Origin of the sequence: Pseudomonas fluorescens, assembly GCF_019212185.1 — a bacterium.
Lineage (GTDB): Bacteria > Pseudomonadota > Gammaproteobacteria > Pseudomonadales > Pseudomonadaceae > Aquipseudomonas.
The window spans coordinates 221201-244099 of sequence record NZ_CP078138.1; the positions used below are offsets into that span (position 1 = coordinate 221201).

The 22899-nt window shown below is 59.6% G+C and carries 24 protein-coding genes and 1 pseudogene; 13 read left to right on the top strand and 12 right to left on the bottom strand.

Annotated features, from left to right (window positions below):
- Nucleotides 1-9 precede the first annotated feature (9 nt).
- The 3 genes from KW062_RS01050 to KW062_RS01060 form a co-directional block, all read right to left on the bottom strand.
- The gene (locus KW062_RS01050) at nt 10-666 is read right to left on the bottom strand and encodes a phosphatase domain-containing protein (protein ID WP_027616629.1); all 657 of its coding nucleotides are present in this window, start codon (nt 664-666) and stop codon (nt 10-12) included.
- 120 nt (nt 667-786) lie between these two features.
- Nucleotides 787-1311 carry a hypothetical protein gene (locus tag KW062_RS01055; RefSeq protein WP_105753508.1) on the bottom strand — a complete coding sequence of 175 codons (525 nt, stop codon included), beginning with the start codon at nt 1309-1311 and terminating at the stop codon, nt 787-789.
- 16 nt (nt 1312-1327) lie between these two features.
- Nucleotides 1328-1630, bottom strand: a complete 303-nt coding sequence (locus KW062_RS01060) for a hypothetical protein (protein WP_027616628.1) — start codon at nt 1628-1630, stop codon at nt 1328-1330.
- A gap of 237 nt (nt 1631-1867) precedes the next feature.
- Between KW062_RS01060 and KW062_RS01065 the strand changes: the two genes are divergently transcribed.
- The 3 genes from KW062_RS01065 (at nt 1868) to KW062_RS01075 (ending at nt 5499) form a co-directional block, all read left to right on the top strand.
- Nucleotides 1868-2926, top strand: coding sequence for a PA0069 family radical SAM protein (locus KW062_RS01065; RefSeq protein WP_105753507.1), 1059 nt, complete (start codon nt 1868-1870; stop codon nt 2924-2926).
- Between the two features lie 231 nt (nt 2927-3157).
- On the top strand, nt 3158-3889 hold the full coding sequence (locus KW062_RS01070) for a carbonic anhydrase (RefSeq protein WP_027616626.1): 732 nt from the start codon (nt 3158-3160) through the stop codon (nt 3887-3889).
- An 89-nt stretch (nt 3890-3978) separates the two neighbouring features.
- The gene (locus tag KW062_RS01075) at nt 3979-5499 is read left to right on the top strand and encodes a SulP family inorganic anion transporter (RefSeq protein ID WP_105753506.1); all 1521 of its coding nucleotides are present in this window, start codon (nt 3979-3981) and stop codon (nt 5497-5499) included.
- A gap of 56 nt (nt 5500-5555) precedes the next feature.
- Here the strand turns inward: KW062_RS01075 and KW062_RS01080 are convergent, their stop codons facing one another.
- Entirely contained in the window at nt 5556-6206 is a 651-nt protein-coding gene (locus KW062_RS01080) for a hypothetical protein (protein ID WP_105753505.1), read from the bottom strand.
- Between the two features lie 373 nt (nt 6207-6579).
- Here KW062_RS01080 and coxB point away from each other — a divergent pair, with 373 nt between their 5' ends.
- The 4 genes from coxB to KW062_RS01100 all read left to right on the top strand — a co-directional run bounded on the left by coxB (nt 6580) and on the right by KW062_RS01100 (nt 10882).
- Nucleotides 6580-7707, top strand: a complete 1128-nt coding sequence (coxB, locus tag KW062_RS01085; protein WP_105753504.1) for a cytochrome c oxidase subunit II — start codon at nt 6580-6582, stop codon at nt 7705-7707.
- Nucleotides 7708-7789: 82 nt separating this feature from the next.
- Nucleotides 7790-9382: a cytochrome c oxidase subunit I gene (gene ctaD, locus KW062_RS01090; RefSeq protein WP_027616622.1), complete on the top strand. Its 1593-nt coding sequence runs from the start codon at nt 7790-7792 to the stop codon at nt 9380-9382.
- A 21-nt stretch (nt 9383-9403) separates the two neighbouring features.
- Nucleotides 9404-9961, top strand: a complete 558-nt coding sequence (locus KW062_RS01095) for a cytochrome c oxidase assembly protein (protein WP_027616621.1) — start codon at nt 9404-9406, stop codon at nt 9959-9961.
- A gap of 33 nt (nt 9962-9994) precedes the next feature.
- Nucleotides 9995-10882 carry a cytochrome c oxidase subunit 3 gene (locus KW062_RS01100; RefSeq protein ID WP_027616620.1) on the top strand — a complete coding sequence of 296 codons (888 nt, stop codon included), beginning with the start codon at nt 9995-9997 and terminating at the stop codon, nt 10880-10882.
- Nucleotides 10883-10888: 6 nt separating this feature from the next.
- Here the strand turns inward: KW062_RS01100 and KW062_RS01105 are convergent, their stop codons facing one another.
- On the bottom strand, nt 10889-11092 hold the full coding sequence (locus KW062_RS01105; protein ID WP_027616619.1) for a twin transmembrane helix small protein: 204 nt from the start codon (nt 11090-11092) through the stop codon (nt 10889-10891).
- Nucleotides 11093-11163: 71 nt separating this feature from the next.
- Between KW062_RS01105 and KW062_RS01110 the strand changes: the two genes are divergently transcribed.
- Genes KW062_RS01110 through KW062_RS01130 form a run of 5 tightly spaced genes read left to right on the top strand, consistent with a single transcriptional unit; the run spans nt 11164 to nt 15069 of the window.
- Nucleotides 11164-11904 carry an SURF1 family protein gene (locus tag KW062_RS01110; RefSeq protein ID WP_027616618.1) on the top strand — a complete coding sequence of 247 codons (741 nt, stop codon included), beginning with the start codon at nt 11164-11166 and terminating at the stop codon, nt 11902-11904.
- Entirely contained in the window at nt 11870-12460 is a 591-nt protein-coding gene (locus tag KW062_RS01115) for a hypothetical protein (protein ID WP_027616617.1), read from the top strand. Before KW062_RS01110 ends, KW062_RS01115 begins: the two co-directional genes overlap by 35 nt.
- 10 nt (nt 12461-12470) lie before the next feature.
- Nucleotides 12471-13550 carry a COX15/CtaA family protein gene (locus tag KW062_RS01120; RefSeq protein ID WP_027616616.1) on the top strand — a complete coding sequence of 360 codons (1080 nt, stop codon included), beginning with the start codon at nt 12471-12473 and terminating at the stop codon, nt 13548-13550.
- Nucleotides 13538-14437, top strand: a complete 900-nt coding sequence (gene cyoE / locus KW062_RS01125) for a heme o synthase (protein WP_027616615.1) — start codon at nt 13538-13540, stop codon at nt 14435-14437. Before KW062_RS01120 ends, cyoE begins: the two co-directional genes overlap by 13 nt.
- Nucleotides 14434-15069 (top strand): SCO family protein, encoded by a 636-nt coding sequence (locus KW062_RS01130; protein WP_105753503.1) that lies wholly within the window; start codon nt 14434-14436, stop codon nt 15067-15069. The genes cyoE and KW062_RS01130 overlap by 4 nt, the downstream gene beginning before the upstream one ends.
- Before the next feature lie 68 nt (nt 15070-15137).
- On the opposite strand, the gene KW062_RS01135 is transcribed toward KW062_RS01130, so the two are convergent.
- From KW062_RS01135 to KW062_RS01145, 3 genes are all read right to left on the bottom strand, one after another.
- Entirely contained in the window at nt 15138-15911 is a 774-nt protein-coding gene (locus tag KW062_RS01135; protein WP_027616613.1) for a MetQ/NlpA family ABC transporter substrate-binding protein, read from the bottom strand.
- 62 nt (nt 15912-15973) lie between these two features.
- On the bottom strand, nt 15974-16648 hold the full coding sequence (locus tag KW062_RS01140) for a methionine ABC transporter permease (protein WP_027616612.1): 675 nt from the start codon (nt 16646-16648) through the stop codon (nt 15974-15976).
- Nucleotides 16648-17655 (bottom strand): methionine ABC transporter ATP-binding protein, encoded by a 1008-nt coding sequence (locus KW062_RS01145; RefSeq protein ID WP_105753502.1) that lies wholly within the window; start codon nt 17653-17655, stop codon nt 16648-16650. Before KW062_RS01145 ends, KW062_RS01140 begins: the two co-directional genes overlap by 1 nt.
- A 172-nt stretch (nt 17656-17827) precedes the next feature.
- Here KW062_RS01145 and katE point away from each other — a divergent pair.
- Nucleotides 17828-20026, top strand: a pseudogene (gene katE, locus KW062_RS01150) (catalase HPII); the annotation flags it as partial.
- Nucleotides 20027-20053: 27 nt separating this feature from the next.
- On the opposite strand, the gene KW062_RS01155 reads toward katE, so the two are convergent.
- The 4 genes from KW062_RS01155 to zur are packed head-to-tail and all read right to left on the bottom strand — an operon-like array spanning nt 20054 to nt 22850.
- Nucleotides 20054-20764 carry a PA5502 family lipoprotein gene (locus KW062_RS01155; protein WP_105753500.1) on the bottom strand — a complete coding sequence of 237 codons (711 nt, stop codon included), beginning with the start codon at nt 20762-20764 and terminating at the stop codon, nt 20054-20056.
- Nucleotides 20765-20801: 37 nt separating this feature from the next.
- Nucleotides 20802-21590, bottom strand: a complete 789-nt coding sequence (gene znuB / locus KW062_RS01160) for a zinc ABC transporter permease subunit ZnuB (RefSeq protein WP_027616608.1) — start codon at nt 21588-21590, stop codon at nt 20802-20804.
- The gene (gene znuC, locus KW062_RS01165) at nt 21583-22368 is read right to left on the bottom strand and encodes a zinc ABC transporter ATP-binding protein ZnuC (protein ID WP_027616607.1); all 786 of its coding nucleotides are present in this window, start codon (nt 22366-22368) and stop codon (nt 21583-21585) included. The genes znuB and znuC overlap by 8 nt, the downstream gene beginning before the upstream one ends.
- On the bottom strand, nt 22368-22850 hold the full coding sequence (gene zur, locus KW062_RS01170) for a zinc uptake transcriptional repressor Zur (RefSeq protein WP_027616606.1): 483 nt from the start codon (nt 22848-22850) through the stop codon (nt 22368-22370). Before zur ends, znuC begins: the two co-directional genes overlap by 1 nt.
- Between the last annotated feature and the right edge of the window lie 49 nt (nt 22851-22899).

The following is a 22899-nucleotide window of genomic DNA, read 5'->3' on the forward strand; positions in this document are numbered from 1 at the left end:
CGAAGGCGTCTATAGCGCCGACTTACCCTCGCTGACGGATTTGAACCAGCTCTTCATTGAGCATGTGGCAAATACGCTGGTGCTGCATTCCCCATTGGCCAGAGCCGCGCGCAGCTTATCGATATCGGCATGCATCATGTAGCGTATGCCGTCCTTGAAATGATGACTGTCGCCGAATCCGCCTTCGGTCATTTCCTGCAGTGCACCCTCCTTGCTCCAACCCTGTACGACCACTCGGTACATTGCCGCAATCAGGCCTGTGCGGTCCGAGCCGTGCTTGCAATGCATCAGTACCGGGCCTTTGCTCTGGCCAGTCTCTATCGCCCGCAGGGCACTCAAGACCAGGCTGTCGTCGACATGGTTGGTCCTGTAGGGAATCTGCACCAGATTGATTCCGGGAGCGGTTAGCCACTGCGCATCGGACTGCGGCAGAAAGGTGATCACTGTGCGCACCTTGAGCCTGTCGAGCAGGGGCAGGACGCCGTCATCCGGCAGTGCACTGCGGTAGAGCGTTGGCGACATCTGAAAGAGGTCGTACTGCGCTTCGATGGGTTGCGCCCATTCGCCGGGGCGCAAGAATGACGTTGATGCGGCTTGAGCCGGATGAATCGAAAAAAACGCCATGAACGATAAGTACAGTACGAACAGCAAGCGTTGATTCGACATGAGCTGGGTAAACCGTGAAGGATGACAGCTTGCTAGCGTGGGCGTTTGGCAGTCAAAGGTCCGTGAGGGGCTTGTCAAAGATTTGTTCAATGATCAAGCCCCTCAACGAACGGCATTCACCTACAGCTTCATGCTGATGAATGCCCTGAGCAGGGGCGCCAGATTGGAAGCCTCGTGTGGCTGACTGCCGCTATGAGGATTCACTCTGTCCAGCTGGAAGTTAATCCCGTTATCGACCGACGTAGCCGTATAAGAGTAATCGTAAGGAAAAAGTTTCTCTTCATCCTCAACCCGTTCGAACAAGGAAACTTTTACTCGAAGCACGTCCGCAGGATTGTTAAGCACCGTGAGAAATACTACAAGTTCTGGATCGATGGTCGATTGACGGTAAAAAGTCACTGCAAGTTTGCGGATAGCTTCAATGTCTTTTTCATCAATGCTGCCGTCAGGGACAACGTTAATGTCGGACCAAGGGTCGAAGTCGAACGTGGTGCTGTTGTCCTGCTTGTCGATATGCAAGGTTAAGTGGGTGGTAGCGCAAACAGAGGAGTCGCTATTACTTCTGGACAATGTAATAAGAATTTTGACGGTGTCTGCGTCATCCACTCTTTGCAGAAATACGCCACTGGCAGTGCATGGAAACATACAGTACCTACCGTGCTTAAGGGCTGACGATGCTGGCGTAGGCTTTGGCGAGTGCTTTTAGTTTGTCTTCGTCGGCGGCATCCAAATCACCGTCGCCGTCCACATCTTTTTTCAGTCCGCTGAGGGTGAAGGTGTTTCCATTATCGCGGGATATTGCGGTGACAAAGATCGAGTCGACCAGGGTTTCCGTTTGGGTTTCATTTTCCGCATTCCACCCCATTTCCTTTCGAGAAAGTTGCATCGACACCCAGGTGTTGGGTTCCGATGGGCCGGGTTGCATGAGTTGCAGGAATATACCGCGTTGATTGAAATAAGACATGACTTAGTCCTTTAGGTTGATGTCGAGTGCAAATTATTTGCGGAGTGAAAACTAAAGCTAAAAACCCAGGCCAAGCCAATAACTATGTAGGTCAAAAGTTACTAATTATTAATTACTTGATTAATCAATGTAGTTGATTGCCATCTCTCCGCACGGCCGATCGGCATGCCGAACGGTACTCGTCGGCGCACGGCCTGTTGGAGTACTGTATGAATATACAGATAAAGGATGAGTTCGATGATCAGTTCCCTGCCACCTCGCGGGCGAGGTACCGCAGCCAATCCGCATAATCGCTTTGCACCCAGTCGTTCGGTCGCCGAGGACGACGGTTGGTATCAGGAAGTGCCGCTGACCCAAGGCACAGAGGTGCGCATGGAGACGGCGAAAACCATCATTACCCGCAACAACTCACCGGACCTGCCGTTCGATCGTTCGATCAACCCCTACAGGGGCTGCGAACACGGATGCATCTACTGTTACGCCAGGCCTAGCCACGCCTACTGGGACCTCTCCCCCGGGCTCGACTTCGAGACTCGCCTGATTGCTAAAACCAACGCGGCCGACGTGCTTGAGCAGCAACTCAGCAAGCGTGGCTATCAATGTGCGCCAATCAATCTGGGTTCCAACACCGACCCCTACCAGCCCATCGAGCGCGAACAAAAAATCACCCGGCGAATTTTGCAGGTGCTCCTACGCTACCGGCATCCGGTGACTATCATCACTAAGGGCTCGCTGATCCTTCGCGACCTGGATTTGTTGAGCGAATTGGCCGAGCAACGGCTGGTGGCGGTGATGATCAGCCTGACCAGTCTGGATGATGAGCTCAAACGCATACTCGAACCTCGCACGGCGGCCCCCAAGGCACGGTTACGGGCGATTCGGGTGATGCGCGAGGTGGGTATTCCGGTGGGCGTGCTGTGTTCGCCGATGATTCCGATGGTCAACGACAGCGAGCTGGAAAGCCTGCTCACGGCAGCCCACGCCGCCGGGGCTCAAAGTGCGGCGTACATGATGCTCAGGCTGCCGTTGGAAGTCGCTCCGCTATTTGAAGAGTGGCTGGCGGCCCACTACCCGCAGCGTGCAGCTCACGTATTGAGCCTGATTCGCCAAAGTCGCGGCGGCGAGCTGTACGACAGTCGATTTGGCGTGCGCATGCGTGGCGAAGGGCCATTTGCCGACCTGTTGGCGCAGCGGTTTGCCAAGACCCTCAAGCGCCTTGGGCTGAATCAGCGTGAGGGGTTCAACCTGGATTGCAGTGCCTTTTGCCCTCCGGGTGCGCAAATGTCGTTGTTATAGCCTACGAATTAATAGTGTTTATAGTGCTATGTAATACGTACCACGGTATGAAATATCTGCAGTAATCCTTTAAATGTGCGGTTTAGAGCCACTGATTCAGTTTGAGTTAAGTTTTGCTGGTTACGGTGCTCATCGAGTGACCGGCTGGTCACGGATTTGTTTTTCGGCCAGCCGTTGGCTCTGTCCCAGGTAAAACGGGAAGATTCGCTAACTCGTCAAAGAGGATGATCCATGAGTGACCAGGATAAACAGCCGCCGGCTGCATTGGTTTCGGCCCCTCCCGGGGCCGAAACCGCAGATGCAGCGCTGCAACATATCGTCGATGGCTTTCTGCATTTTCATCATGAAGTCTTCCCGCAGCAGGAAGAGCTGTTCAAGAAGCTCGCCACGGCGCAACGGCCGCGAGCGATGTTCATTGCATGTGCCGACTCACGCATCGTTCCCGAATTGATTACCCAAAGCGCCCCAGGCGATCTGTTTGTCACCCGTAATGTCGGCAACGTCGTTCCGCCCTATGGGCAAATGAACGGTGGTGTTTCCACGGCGATCGAATACGCCGTTCTGGCCCTGGGTGTGCAGCACATCATTATTTGCGGGCACTCCGATTGCGGTGCCATGCGCGCTGTACTCAATCCGCAAAGCCTGGAGAGGATGCCCACCGTCAAGGCCTGGTTGCGTCACGCCGAAGTGGCGAAAACCATGGTCCAGGAGAACTGCCAGTGCGCTGACGAACACGAAGGCATGCAGGTGCTGACCGAAGAAAACGTCATCGCACAATTGCAGCACCTGCGTACCCATCCTTCCGTGGCTTCGCGCATGGCCAACGGGCAACTGTTTATCCATGGCTGGGTCTACAGCATCGAAACCAGCGAAATCAAAGCTTATGACGCGGATAAGGGCTGCTTCTTGCCGCTGGATGGTCAACATCCGATTCCCATGGCGACGCCCAAGGCGCGCTTCTAGAAACGCCTAAACACCTCGTCTGGCCCGGTCGTGGCTGCTGAAAAAGCAGTCAGGCCTTGTCACGCCTGTAAAAAATCGGGAGACGCGCTATGCGTACTGCGCAATTGAGAGCTGTTTTGCCACGGGAGCTAATGGCTTCGGTGGTGGTATTTCTGGTCGCCCTGCCGTTGTGCATGGGCATTGCCATTGCGTCCGGGATGCCCCCGGCCAAGGGCCTGATCACCGGAATCATCGGCGGGCTGGTGGTGGGTTGGCTCGCGGGGGCGCCGCTGCAAGTCAGCGGGCCGGCGGCGGGGTTGGCGGTATTGGTGTTCGAATTGGTACGCCAGCATGGTGTGGCGATGCTGGGCCCGATCCTGCTGCTGGCCGGTTTGTTGCAATTGCTTGCCGGTCGTCTGCGACTCGGCTGCTGGTTTCGGGTGACGGCACCGGCAGTGGTGTATGGAATGTTGGCGGGGATTGGCGTGTTGATCGTGCTGTCGCAGGTGCATGTGCTGTTTGACGGGGTACCCAAACCCTCGGGTCTGGAAAACCTTATCGGTTTCCCGGCGACTGTGGCGCAGGCGCTCGACGGTGCAGTGGGCTGGCAGGCCGGTTTGTTGGGGCTATCCACCATCGCCGTGATGGGGCTCTGGGAGAAGTTGCGTCCGCCAGCTCTGCGCTTTATCCCCGGGGCTCTGCTCGGCGTCGCGTTGGCGACCATCACCAGCTTGCTCCTGGTGTTGGACGTCAAACGAGTCGAGGTTCCAGCCAATCTAGCCGAGGCCATCGACTGGTTGAAACCTGCGGACTTGCTGAACCTGGCCGACCCCAACCTGTTGATTGCCGCGTTTGCAGTAGCGTTTATTGCCAGCGCGGAAACCTTGTTGTCAGCAGCCGCCGTGGATCGAATGCACAGTGGCGCGCGGGCTGATTTCGACCGTGAATTGTCTGCTCAGGGCGTGGGCAACATGCTCTGCGGTCTGCTGGGCGCCTTGCCGATGACCGGAGTGATCGTGCGCAGTTCGGCCAACGTTCAGGCGGGAGCCAAAACGCGTCTGTCGGCCATTTTGCATGGCGTCTGGTTGCTGGGATTTGTGCTGCTGCTCTCCAGCGTCCTGCAAAGCATCCCGGTAGCCAGTCTTGCGGGGGTGTTGGTGTATACGGGGATCAAGCTGGTCGATCTCAAGGCGTTTCGTGGCCTGCAGCGCTATGGTCGGTTGCCGATGCTGACTTACGCCGTCACTGCACTGGCGATCATCTTCAGCGACTTGTTGACGGGAGTGCTGATCGGCTTTGGCCTGACCCTGGTGAAACTGGCCTGGAAGGCATCCCGCCTGAAAATCAGTCTGGTCGATCTGGCGCCGCAGGGAGAAATGGAATTGCGGCTGACTGGCGCTGCGACCTTTCTCAAGGTGCCAGCGTTGTCGCGGGCATTGCAGGCCATTCCGGCGGGTGCAACGGTGCATGTGCCACTGAACAACCTCAGTTACATCGACCATGCCTGCCTGGAATTGCTGGAGGAATGGGATCGGGCCAATCAGAGCAAGGGATCGCGGTTGGTGATCGAGGCGCGTGGATTGAAACGTCGACTGGAGGGGCGATTGCGGACTACGGTGGGGCTTGGTTAAAGCGAAAGATCGCAGTCTGCAGGGATTTCTGCTGGCTGCGATCTCTCAAAAAGGGGTCAAGCTGCCGGTTGATCCAGTTCCAGACCAACACCCAACTGGCGGGACAGGCACGGCCAGCGTTTCCAGGCAGCACCGGTGTCCGGGCTGTTGAGTTTTTCCCGGTAGGCTTCGACCGATTCCAGGGCGAAGCTGTCTTCGTCGAGCATTTCGTCGACGGCATGATGAACCGCCTCATCCAGTTGATTGGCGAAATCTTCGCCGATCAACTGGTGGGCAATCAGGTTGGCGACAGTCATGTCCAAGGGGATCAGTGGCTGGCCAAAATGCTTGATGTACAGGTCATTCACTTCCTCTACCAGGCGATGTGCGAGGTAGGCTTCGTCCAGCAGACAGTCGAGGCCGACATGGCCCTGCATGATTTCCGGTGGCTGGATGAAGAACTGTTCGGCGATCTTCAATACCGGTTTGATCTGCGATTCGATACCGGCTTCTCGCGCGACTTCATTGGCCGCGTCCAGCAGGTCGGGTACCTGGTCGATGTAAGCAGCAACAAAACGGGTCATCGCGCCGTTGGCGTCGACCTCGGGTAACTTGATGGCGTCATGCAGGTGAGGCAGTTGGTCTTCCAGCTGACGGCTCAGCTGACCGGTTTCGGACTCATGTTGCTGTGCACGTTGAATCTGCTCGCGCAATGCGGCGGTGTTCATGAAAACTCCAGGAAACGAAGGCAGGAAAATAGGGGAAGACATAAGTTAGCTTGCTTATGAAAACCCTTAAGACGTATTTGTCATAATTATTTCACCTTTGATGCGTATAGGTTATATCCATTTGCCATCATCCACCCCACATCCTTCTCCATCCGTGGCCCATGGCGCAAGTCTAGGGTGTTTCAGCTGATTTACGCCGTCGCGTTGCGAGGTCGTACTCCCTGTCTATACTCGGTTTTGTATGAAGTTAGCTGATGACGCCCGACTGCATGTGCAGCAAGGCTTGGCGGTTTAAGTTCGTAGTCTAGGTAGCCGCTCCCTTGGACGCAGGTGAAAGCCGGCGGGATAACAAGAACGATAAGGGGAACCCGCAATGATGCGACATCCACAAGTCTGGATGGGCCTCCTGTTGTGGTCGGTTTTCAGTCAGGCGCAAGCCGCCTGGACTGTGAATATGGCGCCTGGGGCTACTGAAATCAGTCACGCAGTGTTCGACCTGCACATGACCATCTTCTGGATCTGTGTAGTGATCGGCATCATCGTCTTTGGGGCGATGTTCTGGTCGATGATCATGCATCGGCGCTCCACCGGACAGGAAGCCGCCAAATTCCATGAAAGCACGACGGTCGAGATTCTCTGGACCATCGTGCCTTTCATCATCCTGGTCGCCATGGCTGTTCCGGCGACCGCCACCCTGATCAAGATGTACGACAGCAGTGAGCCGGATATCGATATCCAGGTCACCGGCTATCAGTGGAAGTGGCACTACAAATACCTGGGCCAGGACGTCGAGTTCTTCAGCAACCTGGCCACGCCTCAAGAACAGATCCACAACAAGAGCGCCAAGAGCGAGCATTACCTGTTGGAAGTCGACCAGCCGCTGGTGCTGCCGGTGGGGGCCAAGGTGCGCTTCCTGGTGACCTCGGCCGACGTTATCCACTCGTGGTGGGTGCCGGCATTCGCGGTCAAGCGTGATGCGATTCCCGGGTTCGTCAACGAGGCCTGGACTCGCGTCGACAAGCCCGGCCTCTACCGTGGGCAGTGCGCCGAGTTGTGCGGCAAGGACCACGGCTTCATGCCGATCGTGGTCGACGTCAAAACCAAGGCCGACTACGACACCTGGCTCGCCGAACGCAAGGCCGAAGCCGCCAAGCTCAAGGAGCTGACCAGCAAGGAATGGACGCTGGACGAGCTCAAGGAGCGCGGCGACAAGATCTATCACACCACCTGCGTGGCCTGTCACCAGGCCGAAGGCCAGGGTCTGCCGCCGATGTTCCCGGCACTCAAGGGCTCGAAAATCGCCACCGGTCCGAAGGACGCTCACCTGAGCATCGTCTTCCACGGCAAACCGGGAACCGCCATGGCGGCGTTCGGCAAGCAGCTGTCGGAAGTCGATATCGCCGCCGTCGTTACCTACGAGCGTAACGCCTGGGGTAACAACAAAGGCGATATGGTCACGCCGAAAGACGTGCTGGCCCTGAAACAGGCGGAAAGCAAATGAGCCGCTCGATTGCATGTTCCCGTGAACGCCTGGGGCTCAACCCCCCAGGCCGCCCAGCCCATTGGTTTGCAGGAGAAAGGACATGAGCGCAGTGATCGATGACCATGGTCATGCCGGCCATGACCACGCCCATGGTCCCGCCAAGGGCTTGATGCGCTGGGTGCTGACCACCAACCACAAGGACATCGGCACCCTGTACCTGTGGTTCAGTTTCATGATGTTCCTGCTGGGCGGATCGTTTGCCATGGTGATCCGCGCCGAGCTGTTCCAGCCCGGGCTGCAGATTGTCGAACCGGCCTTCTTCAACCAGATGACCACCATGCATGGCCTGGTGATGGTCTTCGGTGCGGTGATGCCGGCGTTTGTCGGCCTGGCCAACTGGATGATTCCGCTGATGATCGGGGCGCCGGACATGGCCCTGCCGCGGATGAACAACTTCAGTTTCTGGCTGCTGCCGGCAGCCTTCCTGATGCTGGTCTCGACCTTGTTCATGCCCGGTGGCGGACCGAACTTCGGTTGGACCTTCTACGCACCGCTGTCCACCACCTACGCCCCGGAAAGCGTGACCTTTTTCATCTTCGCCATCCACCTGATGGGTATCAGTTCGATCATGGGCGCGATTAACGTCATCGCGACCATCCTCAACCTGCGCGCCCCGGGCATGACCTTGATGAAGATGCCGCTGTTCGTCTGGACCTGGCTGATCACCGCCTTCCTGCTGATCGCGGTGATGCCGGTACTGGCCGGTTGCGTGACGATGATGCTGATGGACATCCACTTCGGCACCAGCTTCTTCAGTGCCGCCGGTGGCGGTGACCCGGTGTTGTTCCAGCACGTGTTCTGGTTCTTCGGTCACCCCGAGGTGTACATCATGATTCTGCCGGCGTTCGGCGCCGTCAGCTCGATCATTCCGACCTTTTCGCGCAAGCCGCTGTTCGGCTACACCTCGATGGTCTATGCGACGGCGAGCATCGCTTTCCTGTCGTTCATCGTCTGGGCGCACCACATGTTCGTGGTGGGCATCCCGTTGGTGGGTGAGCTGTTCTTCATGTACGCCACGTTGCTGATCGCGGTGCCCACTGGGGTAAAGGTGTTTAACTGGGCCAGTACCATGTGGCAGGGATCGCTGACGTTCGAGACGCCCATGCTGTTCGCCGTGGCGTTCGTGATTCTGTTCTCGATCGGTGGCTTTTCGGGGTTGATGCTGGCGATCGCTCCGGCGGACTTCCAGTATCAGGACACCTACTTCGTGGTGGCGCACTTTCACTACGTGCTGGTGCCGGGCGCAATCTTCGGGATCTTCGCCTCGGCCTACTACTGGATGCCGAAGTGGACCGGCCACATGTATGACGAGACCCTCGGCAAGCTGCATTTCTGGCTGTCCTTCATCGGCATGAACATGGCGTTCTTCCCGATGCACTTCGTCGGGCTGGCGGGCATGCCGCGGCGGATCCCGGACTACAACCTGCAGTTCGCCGACTTCAACATGGTCTCGTCGATTGGCGCGTTCATGTTCGGCGCCACGCAGATTTTCTTCCTGTTCATTGTGATCAAGACCATTCGCGGTGGCCCACCCGCCCCAGCGAAACCCTGGGATGGTGCCGAAGGCCTGGAGTGGGAAATTCCATCGCCAGCGCCGTATCACACCTTCACTACACCGCCAGATGTGAAGTGAACGGCGCGGAGGATCGACACCATGGCTGACTCGATCTCGATGAAAAAACTAGTCACCCGGCTGTTGCTGGTGGTGGTGGCGATGTTTGTCTTTGGTTTTGCCCTGGTGCCGATTTACGACGTGATGTGCAAGGCGTTGGGCATCAATGGCAAGACCGGTGGCCAGTACACGGGTGAGCAGCAGGTGGATGCTTCGCGCCAGGTGCGGGTGCAGTTCCTGTCGACCAATGCCATCGACATGGTCTGGGATTTCTATCCCAAATCCGATGACATCGTGGTCCATCCGGGGGCGGTGAACGAGATGATCTTCATCGCGCGTAATCCCAGTGACCACCCCATGAGCGCCCAGGCGGTGCCGAGCATTTCGCCCAGCGCTGCGGCGATGTACTTCCACAAGACCGAATGCTTCTGCTTTACCCAGCAAGTGCTGCAGCCCGGTCAGCAGATCGAGATGCCGGTACGTTTCATCGTTGACCGCGATATGCCCAAGGATGTGAAGCACCTGACGCTGGCTTACACGCTGTTCGATATCACTGCACGTCATCCGCCCGTGGCCGTCGCCGAGAAGACCGGTGGCTAGACGTTCAAGCGTGCCCGATAAGGAGAACAATAAATGGCAACTCATGAGCACTATTACGTACCCGCCCAGAGCAAATGGCCGATCATCGCCACCATCGGCATGTTCGTCACGGTGTTCGGCCTGGGCACCTGGTTCAACGACCTCAAGGCGGCGCGCCCGGAATCCCACGGCCCGCTGATCTTTTTCGTCGGCGGTCTGCTACTGGCCTACATGCTGTTTGGCTGGTTCGGCGCGGTGATCAAGGAGAGTCGTGCGGGGTTGTACAGTGCGCAACTCGATCGCTCATTCCGCTGGGGCATGAGCTGGTTTATCTTCTCCGAAGTGATGTTCTTCATCGCCTTCTTTGGCGCGCTGTTCTACGTGCGCCATGTCTCGGGTCCGGCGTTGGGTGGTGAAGGCACCAAAGGCATCGCCCACATGCTCTGGCCGAACTTCCAGTTCGTCTGGCCGCTGCTGGAAAACCCGGACTCCAAACTGTTCCCGCCACCCAAGGACGTCATCAGCCCCTGGGGCTTGCCGCTGCTCAATACAGTCATTCTGGTGACGTCCAGTATCACCGTGACCATCGCCCACCATGCTCTGAAAAAAGGCCATCGCGGCGCGCTGAAAATCTGGTTGGCCCTGACCGTATTGCTGGGCTGCGCGTTCCTCGGCTTCCAGGCTGAAGAGTATATCCACGCTTATAAAGAGCTGGGCCTGACCCTCGGTTCGGGCATCTACGGCGCGACTTTCTTCATGCTCACCGGTTTCCATGGCGCCCACGTGACCATCGGCACCCTGATTCTGTTCGTGATGCTGATGCGGGTCCTGCGCGGGCATTTCGATGCCGAGCACCAATTCGGCTTCGAAGCCGCGAGCTGGTACTGGCACTTTGTGGACGTGGTGTGGATCGGCTTGTTTGTCTTCGTCTACGTGCTTTGAGGCCGTTTACCAGGGGGCATGAGAGACCAGCTGGCCGCTGAAGAAGCCCCAGGCGATCAGGCCGACGGTGACGGCGGCCAGGCCAACGCGAACACTCAGGGCGATCACCAGGCGATGTGAGCTGCTGTCGTCCTTGACCAGAAAAAACAGGCCGCTGAACAGGCTGACAACCGTGGCAATCAGCATCAGGACGATGGCTGCTTTGAGCATGGGGACACTCCGGGGGAAACGCGTATGCATTTGAGTATAGCCAGCTCGCCCGCTGACTTTCTGGCGCGGCCATGAAGCATTTCCGCCCGGGTCTCGTGCCGAGCCTGGTGGTGGCGCTGTTGCTGCCGCTGCTGGTCTCGCTCGGCTTCTGGCAACTGGCCCGTGGCGAGCAAAAAAAGCTGCTCATGGACAGTTACGCCGAACGCCGGGCGGGCGAGCCAGTGGCCGTCGCTGAGTTGCTGCACAGCTCTGATCCGGCCTTCAGGCGGGTCAGCCTACACGGCCATTTCGACGTCGAACACAGCGTGCTGCTGGACAACCGGCAGCGCGATGGCAAGGTCGGCGTCGAGTTGCTGCAGCCATTTCTCGATCAGGCCAGCGGCCAATGGCTGTTGGTCAATCGCGGTTGGTTGCCGTGGCCGGACCGGCGCACACCGCCGGCATTCAGCACACCCGAGCAGGCATTGAGCCTGACCGCGTGGGTCTATGTCGCTCCCGGTACCACCTTTCAACTGCATGCCGATCCCCTTCAGGCCAACTGGCCGCGGCTGGTGACGGCGATCGCCCCGCAAAAGCTCTGGGACGAACTGGGTCGCAGCGGTTTCGCCTACGAAATTCGCACAGAAGCCGGGCCTGCGGCCTACCAGGCCGACTGGCCAGTGGTGTCCATGGGCCCGGAAAAACACCTCGGTTATGCCGTGCAGTGGTTCGCCATGGCGCTCGCACTGTTCGGCCTCTATCTCTACCTCGGATGGCACAACGCAAGGGAGAAAAACCATGGGAGCGGCCATGAATCCACCCAACATGTCTAATGCACAGGCGCCTCAACGGCGGCGTGGACGTTGGCAGTTGATCCTGATTGTGCTGATGGTGATCGGTCCGATGATCCTCGCCACCGGCATGTACAAATTGCAGTTCTGGGTGCCGGACGGGCGCAGCTATCACGGCGAACTGATCGGCAATGGCCAGGGGCGCGCCGACCTGGGGGTGCAGGCGGACGAGCAGCGCTGGCAGATGCTGGTGACGGCGCCGAAGGAGTGTTCGGTCGATTGCCAGCAACTGGTGTACCTCGCCCGGCAGATCCAGGTCGGCCTGAACCGTGATGCTGCCCGCGCCAGTCACGCCCTGGCGGTCGCCCAGCCGTTGAGTGCCGATTACGACGCCAAGCTCAAGCGCGAGTACCCACAACTGCAGCGCTATCCGCTGGACCTTGGGACCTACAACAAAGCCGTGGAAGGCAAAAGTGCGGCGCAACTGTGGATCATCGATCCCCACGGCAACCTGGTGCTGCGCTACGGCCCCACCGTCAAAGGCAAGGACCTGCTCAACGACCTGCGCCACCTGCTGAAACTGTCGAATATCGGATAAGGGCATCGTCATGGCCAAACCTGGATTTCGCCTCGCGCTGTTTGCCACCTTGCTGGCGCTGATTGTCGTGTTGCTGGGGGCCTACACTCGGCTGACCCATGCCGGCCTTGGCTGTCCGGACTGGCCGGGGTGCTATGGGTTTATCAGCGTACCGAAAAGCGAAGCCCAACTGGCCCATGCCGAATTGCACTTTCCAGATACCCCGGTCGAGGCCCACAAGGGCTGGAACGAGATGATCCACCGTTATTTCGCCGGGACCCTGGGCCTGCTGATCGTGTTGCTGGCGGCGCGTGCCTGGACTCACCGCAAGCATCCCGATCAACCGCTGAAACTGCCGTTGTTCCTGATGGCGGTGGTGTTCGCCCAAGCGGCGTTCGGCATGTGGACCGTGACCCTCAAACTGTGGCCGCAGGTGGTGACCGGGCATTTGCTCGGCGGCTTCGCCACCCTGAGCCTGTTGTTCCTGTTGACCCTGAGGTTGTCTGGCGTGTTGCCGGCGCTGATCGTGCCGCGCCGCTTGCAGTATTGGGCAACTGCTGGTCTGTTGCTGGTGATCGGTCAGATCGCCCTGGGTGGCTGGGTCAGTTCCAATTATGCGGCGGTGGCGTGCATTGATTTCCCGACCTGCCATGGTCAATGGCTGCCACCGGCGGACTTCGCCAACGGCTTTCATCTGACCCAGCATATCGGCCCCAATTACCTCGGCGGACAGCTCGACAGTGATGCGCGCACCGCCATCCACCTGACCCACCGCATCGGCGCCTTGCTGGTGACCCTGGTGTTGCTGGGCCTGGCCTGGCAACTGAAAGTGGTCGGCATGACTCGCCTGGCCGGCCTGGTGTTGCTGGCGCTGGCCACGCAGATCACGCTGGGCATCAGCAATGTGCTGTTTCACCTGCCCCTGCCGGTGGCCGTGGCACACAACGCCGGAGGCGCGGCGCTGTTGCTGACCCTGGTGCTGGTCAACTACCACGCCCGCACCAGCCTGGTCCGGGTCGAGCAACAGGCGCTCGGACGCTGGCGCTTCAGCCCGCGTAAACATGCGGCTGGGCCGATAACCATAAAAGGAGAAATGCCATGGCGACTCTGATCGGCGAACGGCCCCGGCAGGCAATCTGGCGTGACTACCTGGAGCTGACCAAGCCCAAGGTGGTGGTGCTGATGCTGATCACTTCGCTGGTCGGCATGTTCCTCGCGACCCGGGCCGGCGTGCCGTGGACGGTATTGATATTCGGCAACCTGGGCATCGCCTTGTGTGCCGGCGGCGCGGCGGCGGTCAATCATGTGGTAGATCGGCGAATCGACGCCGTCATGGCCCGCACCCACAAACGGCCATTGGCCGAAGGCCGGGTCTCACCGTTCGGGGCCTTGACCTTTGCCCTGGTGCTGGCACTCAGTGGGCAAGCCCTGCTGCTGGCCTTCACCAATCCGCTGACGGCTTGGCTGACCCTGGCTTCGCTGTTGGGCTACGCGGTGATCTACACCGGCTTCCTCAAGCGCGCCACCCCGCAGAACATCGTGATCGGCGGGCTGGCCGGTGCTGCCCCGCCTTTGCTGGGCTGGGTCGCCGTCACCGGGCACCTCAGCGCTGAGCCGCTGCTGCTGGTGCTGATCATTTTCGCCTGGACCCCGCCACACTTCTGGGCGCTGGCGATTCACCGCAAGGAGGAGTACGCCAAGGCCGATATCCCGATGCTGCCGGTGACCCATGGCGAGCACTACACCAAGGTGCACATCCTGCTCTACACCTGCGCCCTGCTGGCAGTGAGCCTGATGCCCTATGTGATCCATATGAGCGGCCTGTTGTACCTGGCCTGTGCACTGGGGCTGGGAGCGAGGTTTCTGCAATGGGCCGTGGTGCTGTACCGTGGCACTCGGCCGCACGCGGCGATCAACACCTTCAAGTACTCTATTTACTACTTGTTCCTGCTGTTTATCGCCCTGCTCGTAGACCACTATCTGATGTTGAACCTATGACCCGAACCCAGAAAACTGTCTTCATCCTTGTTGCCCTGATTGCCCTTGTCCTCGGGCTGACCATCAACAAGGTCCTGTCCGGCAAGGGCCAGGGAGATCCGACCGCGCTGATCGATGCCGGGATCATCCTGCTCCCGCAAAGCCGCAACCTGCCGGACGTGCAGATGACCAACCAGGACGGCCAGCCGGTCACCATCAATGAGTTGAAAGGCAAGTGGAGCCTGCTGTTCTTCGGCTACACCTTCTGCCCGGACATCTGCCCGACCACCCTTGCCCAACTGCGTCAGATCAAGAGCGAGCTGCCGGCGGATGCGGGCGACAAGCTGCAGATCATCTTGGTCAGCGTCGACCCTCATCGCGACACACCGCAGCAGCTCAAGCAATATCTGGGTTACTTCGATCCACAGTTCATCGGGCTGGCGCCGAAATCGGTCGAAGAACTGCAGACCGTGGCCAACGCGCTGAGCATCCCGTTCATTCCGGCGGATACCAGCAAGCCCAACTACACCGTCGATCACAGCGGCAATTTGGCGGTGATCGGCCCGGATGGCACCCAGCGCGGATTCATCCGTGCGCCCTTGAACAACGTCAAGCTGGTGGCGCAGTTGCCTGTGATGGTCAGCCGTCAGTAATCGAGTCGTTTATCAGGCACAAAAAAGGGGCGCATTGAATGCGCCCCTTTTTAGTTGTATCGCTCAGATCAGAACGCCGGCACTACCGCACCTTTGTACTTCTCCAGGATGAACGCTTTGACTTCCGGGCTGTGCAGGGCAGCTACCAGTTTCTTCATGGCGTCGCTGTCCTTGTCGTCCGGGCGGGCAACCAGGATGTTCACGTAAGGCGAGTCCTTGCCTTCGATGACCAGCGCATCCTTGGACGGATCCAGTTTGGCTTCCAGCGCGTAGTTGGTGTTGATCAGCGCCAGGTCAACCTGGGTCAGCACGCGCGGGATAGTGGCGGCTTCCAGCTCGCGGAATTTCAGGCCCTTGGTGTTCTCGGCGATGTCCTTGACGGTCGCCAAGATATTCTTCGAGTCCTTGAGCTTGATCACGCCGGCGTGGTCCAGCAGCAGCAGGGCACGGCCGCCGTTGGTGGCGTCGTTCGGAATGACCACGGTGGCGCCACCTGGCAACTCGGCCAGCGACTTGTACTTGCTGGAGTATGCACCCAGGGGCTCGATGTGCACGCCGGCCACGCTCACCAGGTTGGTGTTCTTGGCCTTGTTGAATTCATCGAGGTACGGCTGGTGCTGGAAGAAGTTGGCATCCAGGCGCTTTTCCGCGACCTGAACGTTCGGCTGCACGTAGTCGGTGAAGACCTTGACCTTGAGGTCCACGCCCTCTTTGGCCAAGGCCGGTTTCACGAACTCAAGGATTTCTGCGTGCGGTACCGGGGTGGCGGCAACGGTTAGGGTTTCTGCAGCCTGGGCGGAGAACGCAGCAACGGCTGCGAACGCGACGAGTAGTTTTTTCATCCAGCAAACTCCTTGTGAAGCGCCCTTTCGGGCGCCTGCCGGCGTAATGCCGACGATTGCATTTATTTTCGGGAAAAGTGCACCACCAGCTTATCGCCGACGGTTTGCAGTACCTGGACCAACACCAGCAACAACACCACGGTCACCACCATGACGTCGGTCTGGAAGCGCTGATAGCCGAAACGGATGGCCAGGTCACCCAGGCCTCCGGCGCCGACCACACCGGCCATGGCCGTGTAGGACACCAGCGTGATGGCCGTCACCGTGATCGCCGCGAAGATGCCCGGACGGGCTTCCGGCAACAGGGCATTTGTAATGATCTGGCGTGTCGTGGCGCCCATTGCCTGGGTCGCCTCGATGATGCCGCGATCGACTTCGCGCAGGGCGGTTTCCACCAAGCGGGCAAAGAACGGTGTAGCACCGACCACCAGTGGCGGAATCGCCCCGCCGACGCCCAGCGAGGTGCCGGTGATCAGTACGGTGAACGGAATCATCACGATCAGCAAAATGATGAACGGCAGCGAGCGCAGAATGTTCACGATCAGCGACAGCAGCGCGTAGACACCCTTGGCTTCAAGCAATTGGCGTGGGCTGCAGAGGAACAGCAGCACACCCAGTGGCAGTCCGAGTAATACGGTGAACAGCAGCGAGCCGCCGAGCATCAGCAAGGTGTCGCCGGTGGCCAGCCAGATTTCGTACCAGTCGATATTGGCGAAGAAACTTGTCAGCAGTTCCATTAGCGCAGCACCTCCATATGGACTTCGGCCGCAGCAAAGAGGGCGAACGCCGCTTCCATGTCACCCCCGGTGATGGCCAGGGTCAGTTGCCCGTAAGGGACGTCTTTGATGCGGTCGATGCGACCGGCGAGGATGCTGTAGTCGACCCCCGTTTCGCGGGCGATGGTGCCCAGCAGCGGCGCATAGGTGGCATCACCCTGGAAGGTCAGGCGCACGATACGCCCCGGCACGTGAGCGAAATCATCGCGCTGTTCGCCTTCGTCGACCTGCTCGTCTTCCTGGACGAAGCGCTTGGTAGTCGCATGCTTGGGATGCAGGAACACTTCGGCCACCGGGCCCTGTTCGACGATCCGGCCGGCGTCCATTACCGCAACTTGGTCGCAGACCCGGCGAATCACGTCCATTTCATGGGTGATCAGCACGATGGTCAGTTTCAACTCGCGGTTGATCTCCGCCAGCAGTTGCAGGACGGATGCAGTGGTTTGCGGGTCGAGGGCGCTGGTGGCTTCGTCGCACAGCAGGATTTTCGGTTTGGTCGCCAAGGCGCGGGCGATACCGACGCGCTGCTTTTGACCGCCGGACAGTTGCGCCGGGTATTTTTTGGCGTGGTCGGACAAACCAACTCGCGCCAGCAACTCGGCCACACGGCGGTCGATGTCGCTGCGCGAGAGTTCGCCGGCCAGGGTCAGTGGCAACGCGACGTTGTCGGCAACCGTCTTGGAGGCCAGCAAGTTGAAGTGCTGGAAAATCATCCCGACTTGCTGGCGGAAACGGCGCAGGGCCGTGGCGTCGAGCGCAGTGATTTCTTCGCCGTCGACGGTGATTTTGCCGCCACTGGAGTCTTCCAGGCGGTTGATCAGGCGCAGCAGGGTGCTTTTCCCGGCGCCGGAGTGGCCGATCAGGCCAAACACCTGACCGTTATCAATCGTCAGACTGGTCGGATGCAGGGCGGGAATATCCTTACCGGCGACGCGGTAGGTTTTATGGACGTTTTGAAACTCGATCACGTAGCGAACCTTGTGGGGCGCGTTGGAAAAGGATCAGCGGTTAGCCGGGGGGCGCATTTTAGCCTGTCCGTATAGAGGTTCTTAGCATTTATTTCGTAAACAACCTTTCATTTGGCGATAACGCGATCAAAGGTCATAAAAAAGGAACGGTGCCGAAGCCCGTCAGTCACTACTTCAGCAACTGAAAAACGCCCGCTGTCGACGGGCATCCCAATCGAGGAGTTCAGGACTGATGAGTAGTAAAAAACCGGGTGCCGACCAAAGCCAGCTGGCGGGTACCCATACCCCGGATCGCGCCAACAGCAATGCCAAGCTGCAAAGCTTGGAAACCTTCCGCTCTGATGCCACCGAGCAGGCTCTGCGTACTAATCAGGGGGTCAAGGTCGCCGATAACCAGAATAGCTTGAAGGCCGGCGCACGCGGGCCGTCGTTGCTCGAAGACTTCATCATGCGTGAGAAGATCACCCATTTTGACCATGAGCGAATCCCCGAACGCATCGTGCATGCCCGCGGCACAGGCGCCCACGGCGTCTTTCAGTGCTACGAGAACCATGCTGAATTGACCAAGGCCGGTTTCCTGCAGGACCCAGGACAAAAAACGCCGGTGTTCGTGCGCTTTTCCACGGTGCAGGGGCCGCGCGGGTCCGGCGATACGGTGCGCGATGTCCGGGGCTTTGCGGTGAAGTTCTTCACCAAGCAAGGTAACTTCGACCTGGTCGGCAACAACATGCCGGTGTTTTTCATTCAGGATGCGATCAAGTTTCCTGACTTCGTCCATGCGGTAAAACCCGAGCCGCACAACGAAATTCCTACGGGTGGCTCGGCTCACGATACCTTTTGGGATTTCGTATCGTTGCAGCCGGAGTCGGCGCACATGGTGATCTGGGCCATGTCCGACCGGGCTATCCCGAAAAGCCTGCGCAGCATGCAGGGCTTTGGCGTGCACACCTTTCGCCTGATCAATGCCGAGGGCAAGGCGCGCTTCGTCAAGTTCCACTGGCGGCCCACTGCTGGCACCTGCTCGCTGGTCTGGGATGAAGCGCAGAAGCTCGCCGGCAAGGACACGGACTACCACCGCCGCGACCTCTGGGAAGCCATCGAAATGGGTGATTATCCCGAGTGGGAGTTGGGAGTGCAGGTCATCGAGGAGGAAAACGAGCACGCCTTCGATTTCGACATCCTCGACCCGACCAAGCTGATCCCCGAGGAGCTGGTGCCAATTACCCCGCTGGGTAAGATGGTGCTCAACCGCAACCCTGACAACTTTTTTGCCGAAGTCGAGCAGGTCGCGTTCTGCCCGGGCCACATCGTGCCCGGCATCGATTTCTCCAACGACCCGCTGTTGCAAGGCCGGCTGTTTTCCTACACCGATACCCAGATCAGCCGGCTTGGCGGGCCGAATTTTCATGAGATCCCGATCAATCGGCCAATCACGCCTGTGCATAACGGACAGCGTGATGCCCTGCATCGCACCACCATCGACAAGGGGCGCGCCTCCTACGAGCCGAATTCGATTGATGGCGGCTGGCCGAAAGAAACCCCGGCGGCTGCGGTCGACGGCGGATTCGAGAGTTCTGCCGAACGGATCGATGCGAACAAGATCCGCCAGCGCAGCGAGTCATTTGGCGATCATTTCTCTCAGGCCCGGTTGTTCTTCAACAGCATGAGCGAGCATGAGAAAGAGCACATCATTGCCGCCTACAGTTTTGAACTGGGCAAGGTCGAACGCGAGTTCATCCGGGCGCGGCAGGTGAATGAGATCCTGGCCAACATCGATCTGGATCTGGCGGCACGCGTGGCGCAGAACCTAGGGTTACCGGCGCCGAAAACCGGGACTGTCGAGGTTCGCGAGACTTCGTTGGAGCGCTCGCCGGCGCTGAGTCAGGCCAACCTGTTGCCGGAAACCATCAAGACGCGAAAAGTCGCGATTTTGGCAGCGAACGGAGTCGATGCGGCGGCGATCAGTGCCATGAAGAAGGCGCTGGAAGCTGAAGGGGCGCACGCCAAACTGTTGGGGCCGACCTCGGCGCCGGTGACTTCGGCGGATGGCAAGGCGCTGGCGGTGGATGCGTCGATGGAAGGCATGCCTTCAGTAGCCTTCGATGCGGTGTTCGTCCCGGGTGGTGCGGCGTCGATTAAGGCGTTGAGCACCAACGGAGTGGCCTTGCACTACGTGCTGGAGGCTTACAAGCACTTGAAGGCCATTGCGCTGCAAGGTGAAGCCAAGCAGTTGCTGGATGTATTGAAGTTAGAGGTCGATGCCGGGCTGATCGTCGGGGCGGATGCCAAGTTGACCAAGGCATTTTTTGCCGCCATTGGCCAGCATCGGGTCTGGGATCGCGAGGAGAAGGCCAAGGCCGTTCCCGCCTGACTCAGCCATTGCCCTCGATTGCCACGATTAATCCTTGCGCGGTGTTAACACCATCTGCGCAGGGATGTGGCGCAGGATCTGCCGCTGGATCTTCAGGTCGAAGTCGGGGTCGAGTTTTTTCACCCGCTTGGTCAGCAGGGTTGCGAGCCACGGGTAATCTTCGGTGCGCGGTGCCTGAATGCTGACGGCGCATTGATAATTCACCACATCGGCGGCGATCGCGTCCAGTTGTCGCCGAAGTTTTGGGCTATCGGTGATGTTCAGCGCAACGGTGGTGCTCTCGGCGGTCGGGTCGATGACCTTGGCCTTTGGCTTGGCGGCGGCGGCCTCAAGGGCGGCCTCGGCCTGCTCCAACTCAGCCCTGCGCGCTTCGGTAATGGCGCCGTTAACACCGCCGGTCAGCGCCGGTGCCTTGGGCATGAGTGCGCGAGCGCGGCTTAGGGCCGTCGCGGCAGCGTTCACATCACCCTTTTGCAGGACGATCTGACTGCGCTGCAGGTAAGCTTCGGCCAATTGACGCTGATACTGCTCCAGCGAGGGATCGTCGGGTGTCTGCGCTTGCAGTGCCGCCAGTTGATCTTCGGCAGTCGCCAGCTCACTGCTGGCCAGGCTCTGTTGCAACTGGGCAATCGCCGTCGTCCGAGCGTCCGGGACTTCGGGGGCGGGGGGTGTGCTCTGGCAGGCGCCCAGAAGTACAAAGGCAACAAGGAGCAGATAACGGGAGGCGAACGGCTTCATTCCTGCGACTCTCTGATTGCGCAAAAAACGAGCAAGTCTACACCCCTCGACGGGGCAGGACAAAACTCAGCAGAAACAGCGCGGCGGCGGCGACCACAATCGACGGGCCGGCCGGCGTGTCCTTGAACCAGGACAACGCCAGGCCACCGCAGACCGCGAGTATACCCAGCACGCTCGCACCAAGGGCCATTTGCTCCGGCGAGCGAGCGTGGCGTTGTGCCGCAGCGGCCGGAATGATCAGCAAGGACGTGATCAACAGCACTCCGACGATTTTCATCGCGACCGCGATCACCACGGCAATCAGCAGCATCAGGGTCATCCGCAGAGCGGGTACCGGCAGGCCTTCGACCGTTGCCAGCTCTTCATGCACCGTAATCGCCAGCAGCGGTCGCCACAGCGCGGCCAGCAAAATCAGCACCGCCGCGCTGCCGCCGAGGATCCATGCCAGATCGTTTGGGCTGATCGCCAGCAAGTCGCCAAACAGATAAGCCATCAGGTCAATCCGCACTTCATGCATGAAGCTTAGTACCACCAGGCCGAGGGAGAGCGTGCTCGGCGCAAGAATCCCCAGCAAGGTGTCGGAGGCCAGTGGTTGGCGCTGCTGCAGGGTTACCAGCAGGACGGCGAGCAACAGACAGCCAACAGTCACCGCAATGGTCGGACTGACATCCAGCAAAAAGCCCAATGCTACGCCCAACAAGGCGGCGTGGGACAGGGTGTCGCCGAAATAGGCCATGCGCCGCCAGACCACGAATGATCCCAGCGGGCCGGCAACGATAGCGAGGGCGAGGCCTGCGAGCAGGGCGTACAACAGAAAATCAGCCATGCTTGCAGCCATCTCCATGAACGTGGGTATGAGCGGCGGGCGCCGCGCTGACGACCGAGCCATGCAGGTCATGGGCGTGGTCGTGATGGTGGTGGTAGATCGCCAGGCTTGGCGCATTCTTGCCAAACAACTCGACGAATGCCGGGTCGCCGCTGACCTGTTCCGGATGCCCGGAGCAGCACACGTGACGGTTTAGGCAGACCACCTGATCGGTGGTGCTCATCACCAGGTGCAAGTCATGGGACACCATCAACACGCCGCAACCGTGGCGATCGCGCAAGCGGGTGATCAGGCTGTACAGCTCGGCCTGGCCGGCGACGTCGACCCCTTGCACCGGCTCGTCGAGCACTAGCAACTCAGGTTCGCGCAACAGCGCACGGGCCAGCAGCACGCGCTGCATTTCGCCGCCGGAAATGCTCTGCACCGGGCTATCAATCACCTGCTCGGCACCGACTTCGCCGAGTGCCGCGAGGGCACGCGTGCGGTCGACACCGGGGACCAGGCGCAGAAAGCGCAGGACTGACAGCGGCAGGGTCGGGTCAACATGGAGTTTTTGTGGCATATAGCCAACCCGTAGCTTTGGCTTGCGCCACACGCTGCCGCTGTCGGGCTTGAGCAGACCCAGCACGGCGCGCACCAGGGTGGTTTTGCCAGCGCCATTGGGGCCGATCAAGGTCACGATCTGACCTGGCTCGACGCTCAGCTCGATATTGTCCAGTACGTTTTGCCCGGCGAAGGTCACTGCAACCTGGTTCAGGCGAATCAATGCAGTGCTCATCAGGCCCCCTGGCAACCCGCGCAGAGACCAACGACCTCGACGGTCTGGCCTTCGACCACGAAACCGACGTCGCTGGCGCTGTGGATGATCGCGTCGCTGATGGATTTCTGCTCCAGCTCGATGGCTGCATGGCATTCGCGGCAAATCAGGAACTGGCCCTGATGGGCGTGGCCCGGATGGTTGCAGCCGACAAAGGCGTTGAGCGACGAAATGCGATGCACCAGGCCGTTGTCCAGCAGGAAATCCAGGGCGCGGTACACAGTGGGCGGCGCGGCGCGGCGGCCGTCCTGCTCGCTGAGTACCGCGAGGATGTCATAGGCGCCCAGCGGCTTGTGGCTCTGCCAGACCAACTCCAGCACGCGCCGGCGCAAGGCGGTCAGGCGCAGGCCCTGGCGTGCGCAAATGGCATCGGCCTCGGACAGCGCGGTGTGCACGCAGTGCGAATGGTCGTGGGGGCGGCTGGCGAGCGGTGTTTTAGGCATGAGCGGCGACGAGTTTTGTGAGAGACGTTATTATGTTACCCGTTCTCGC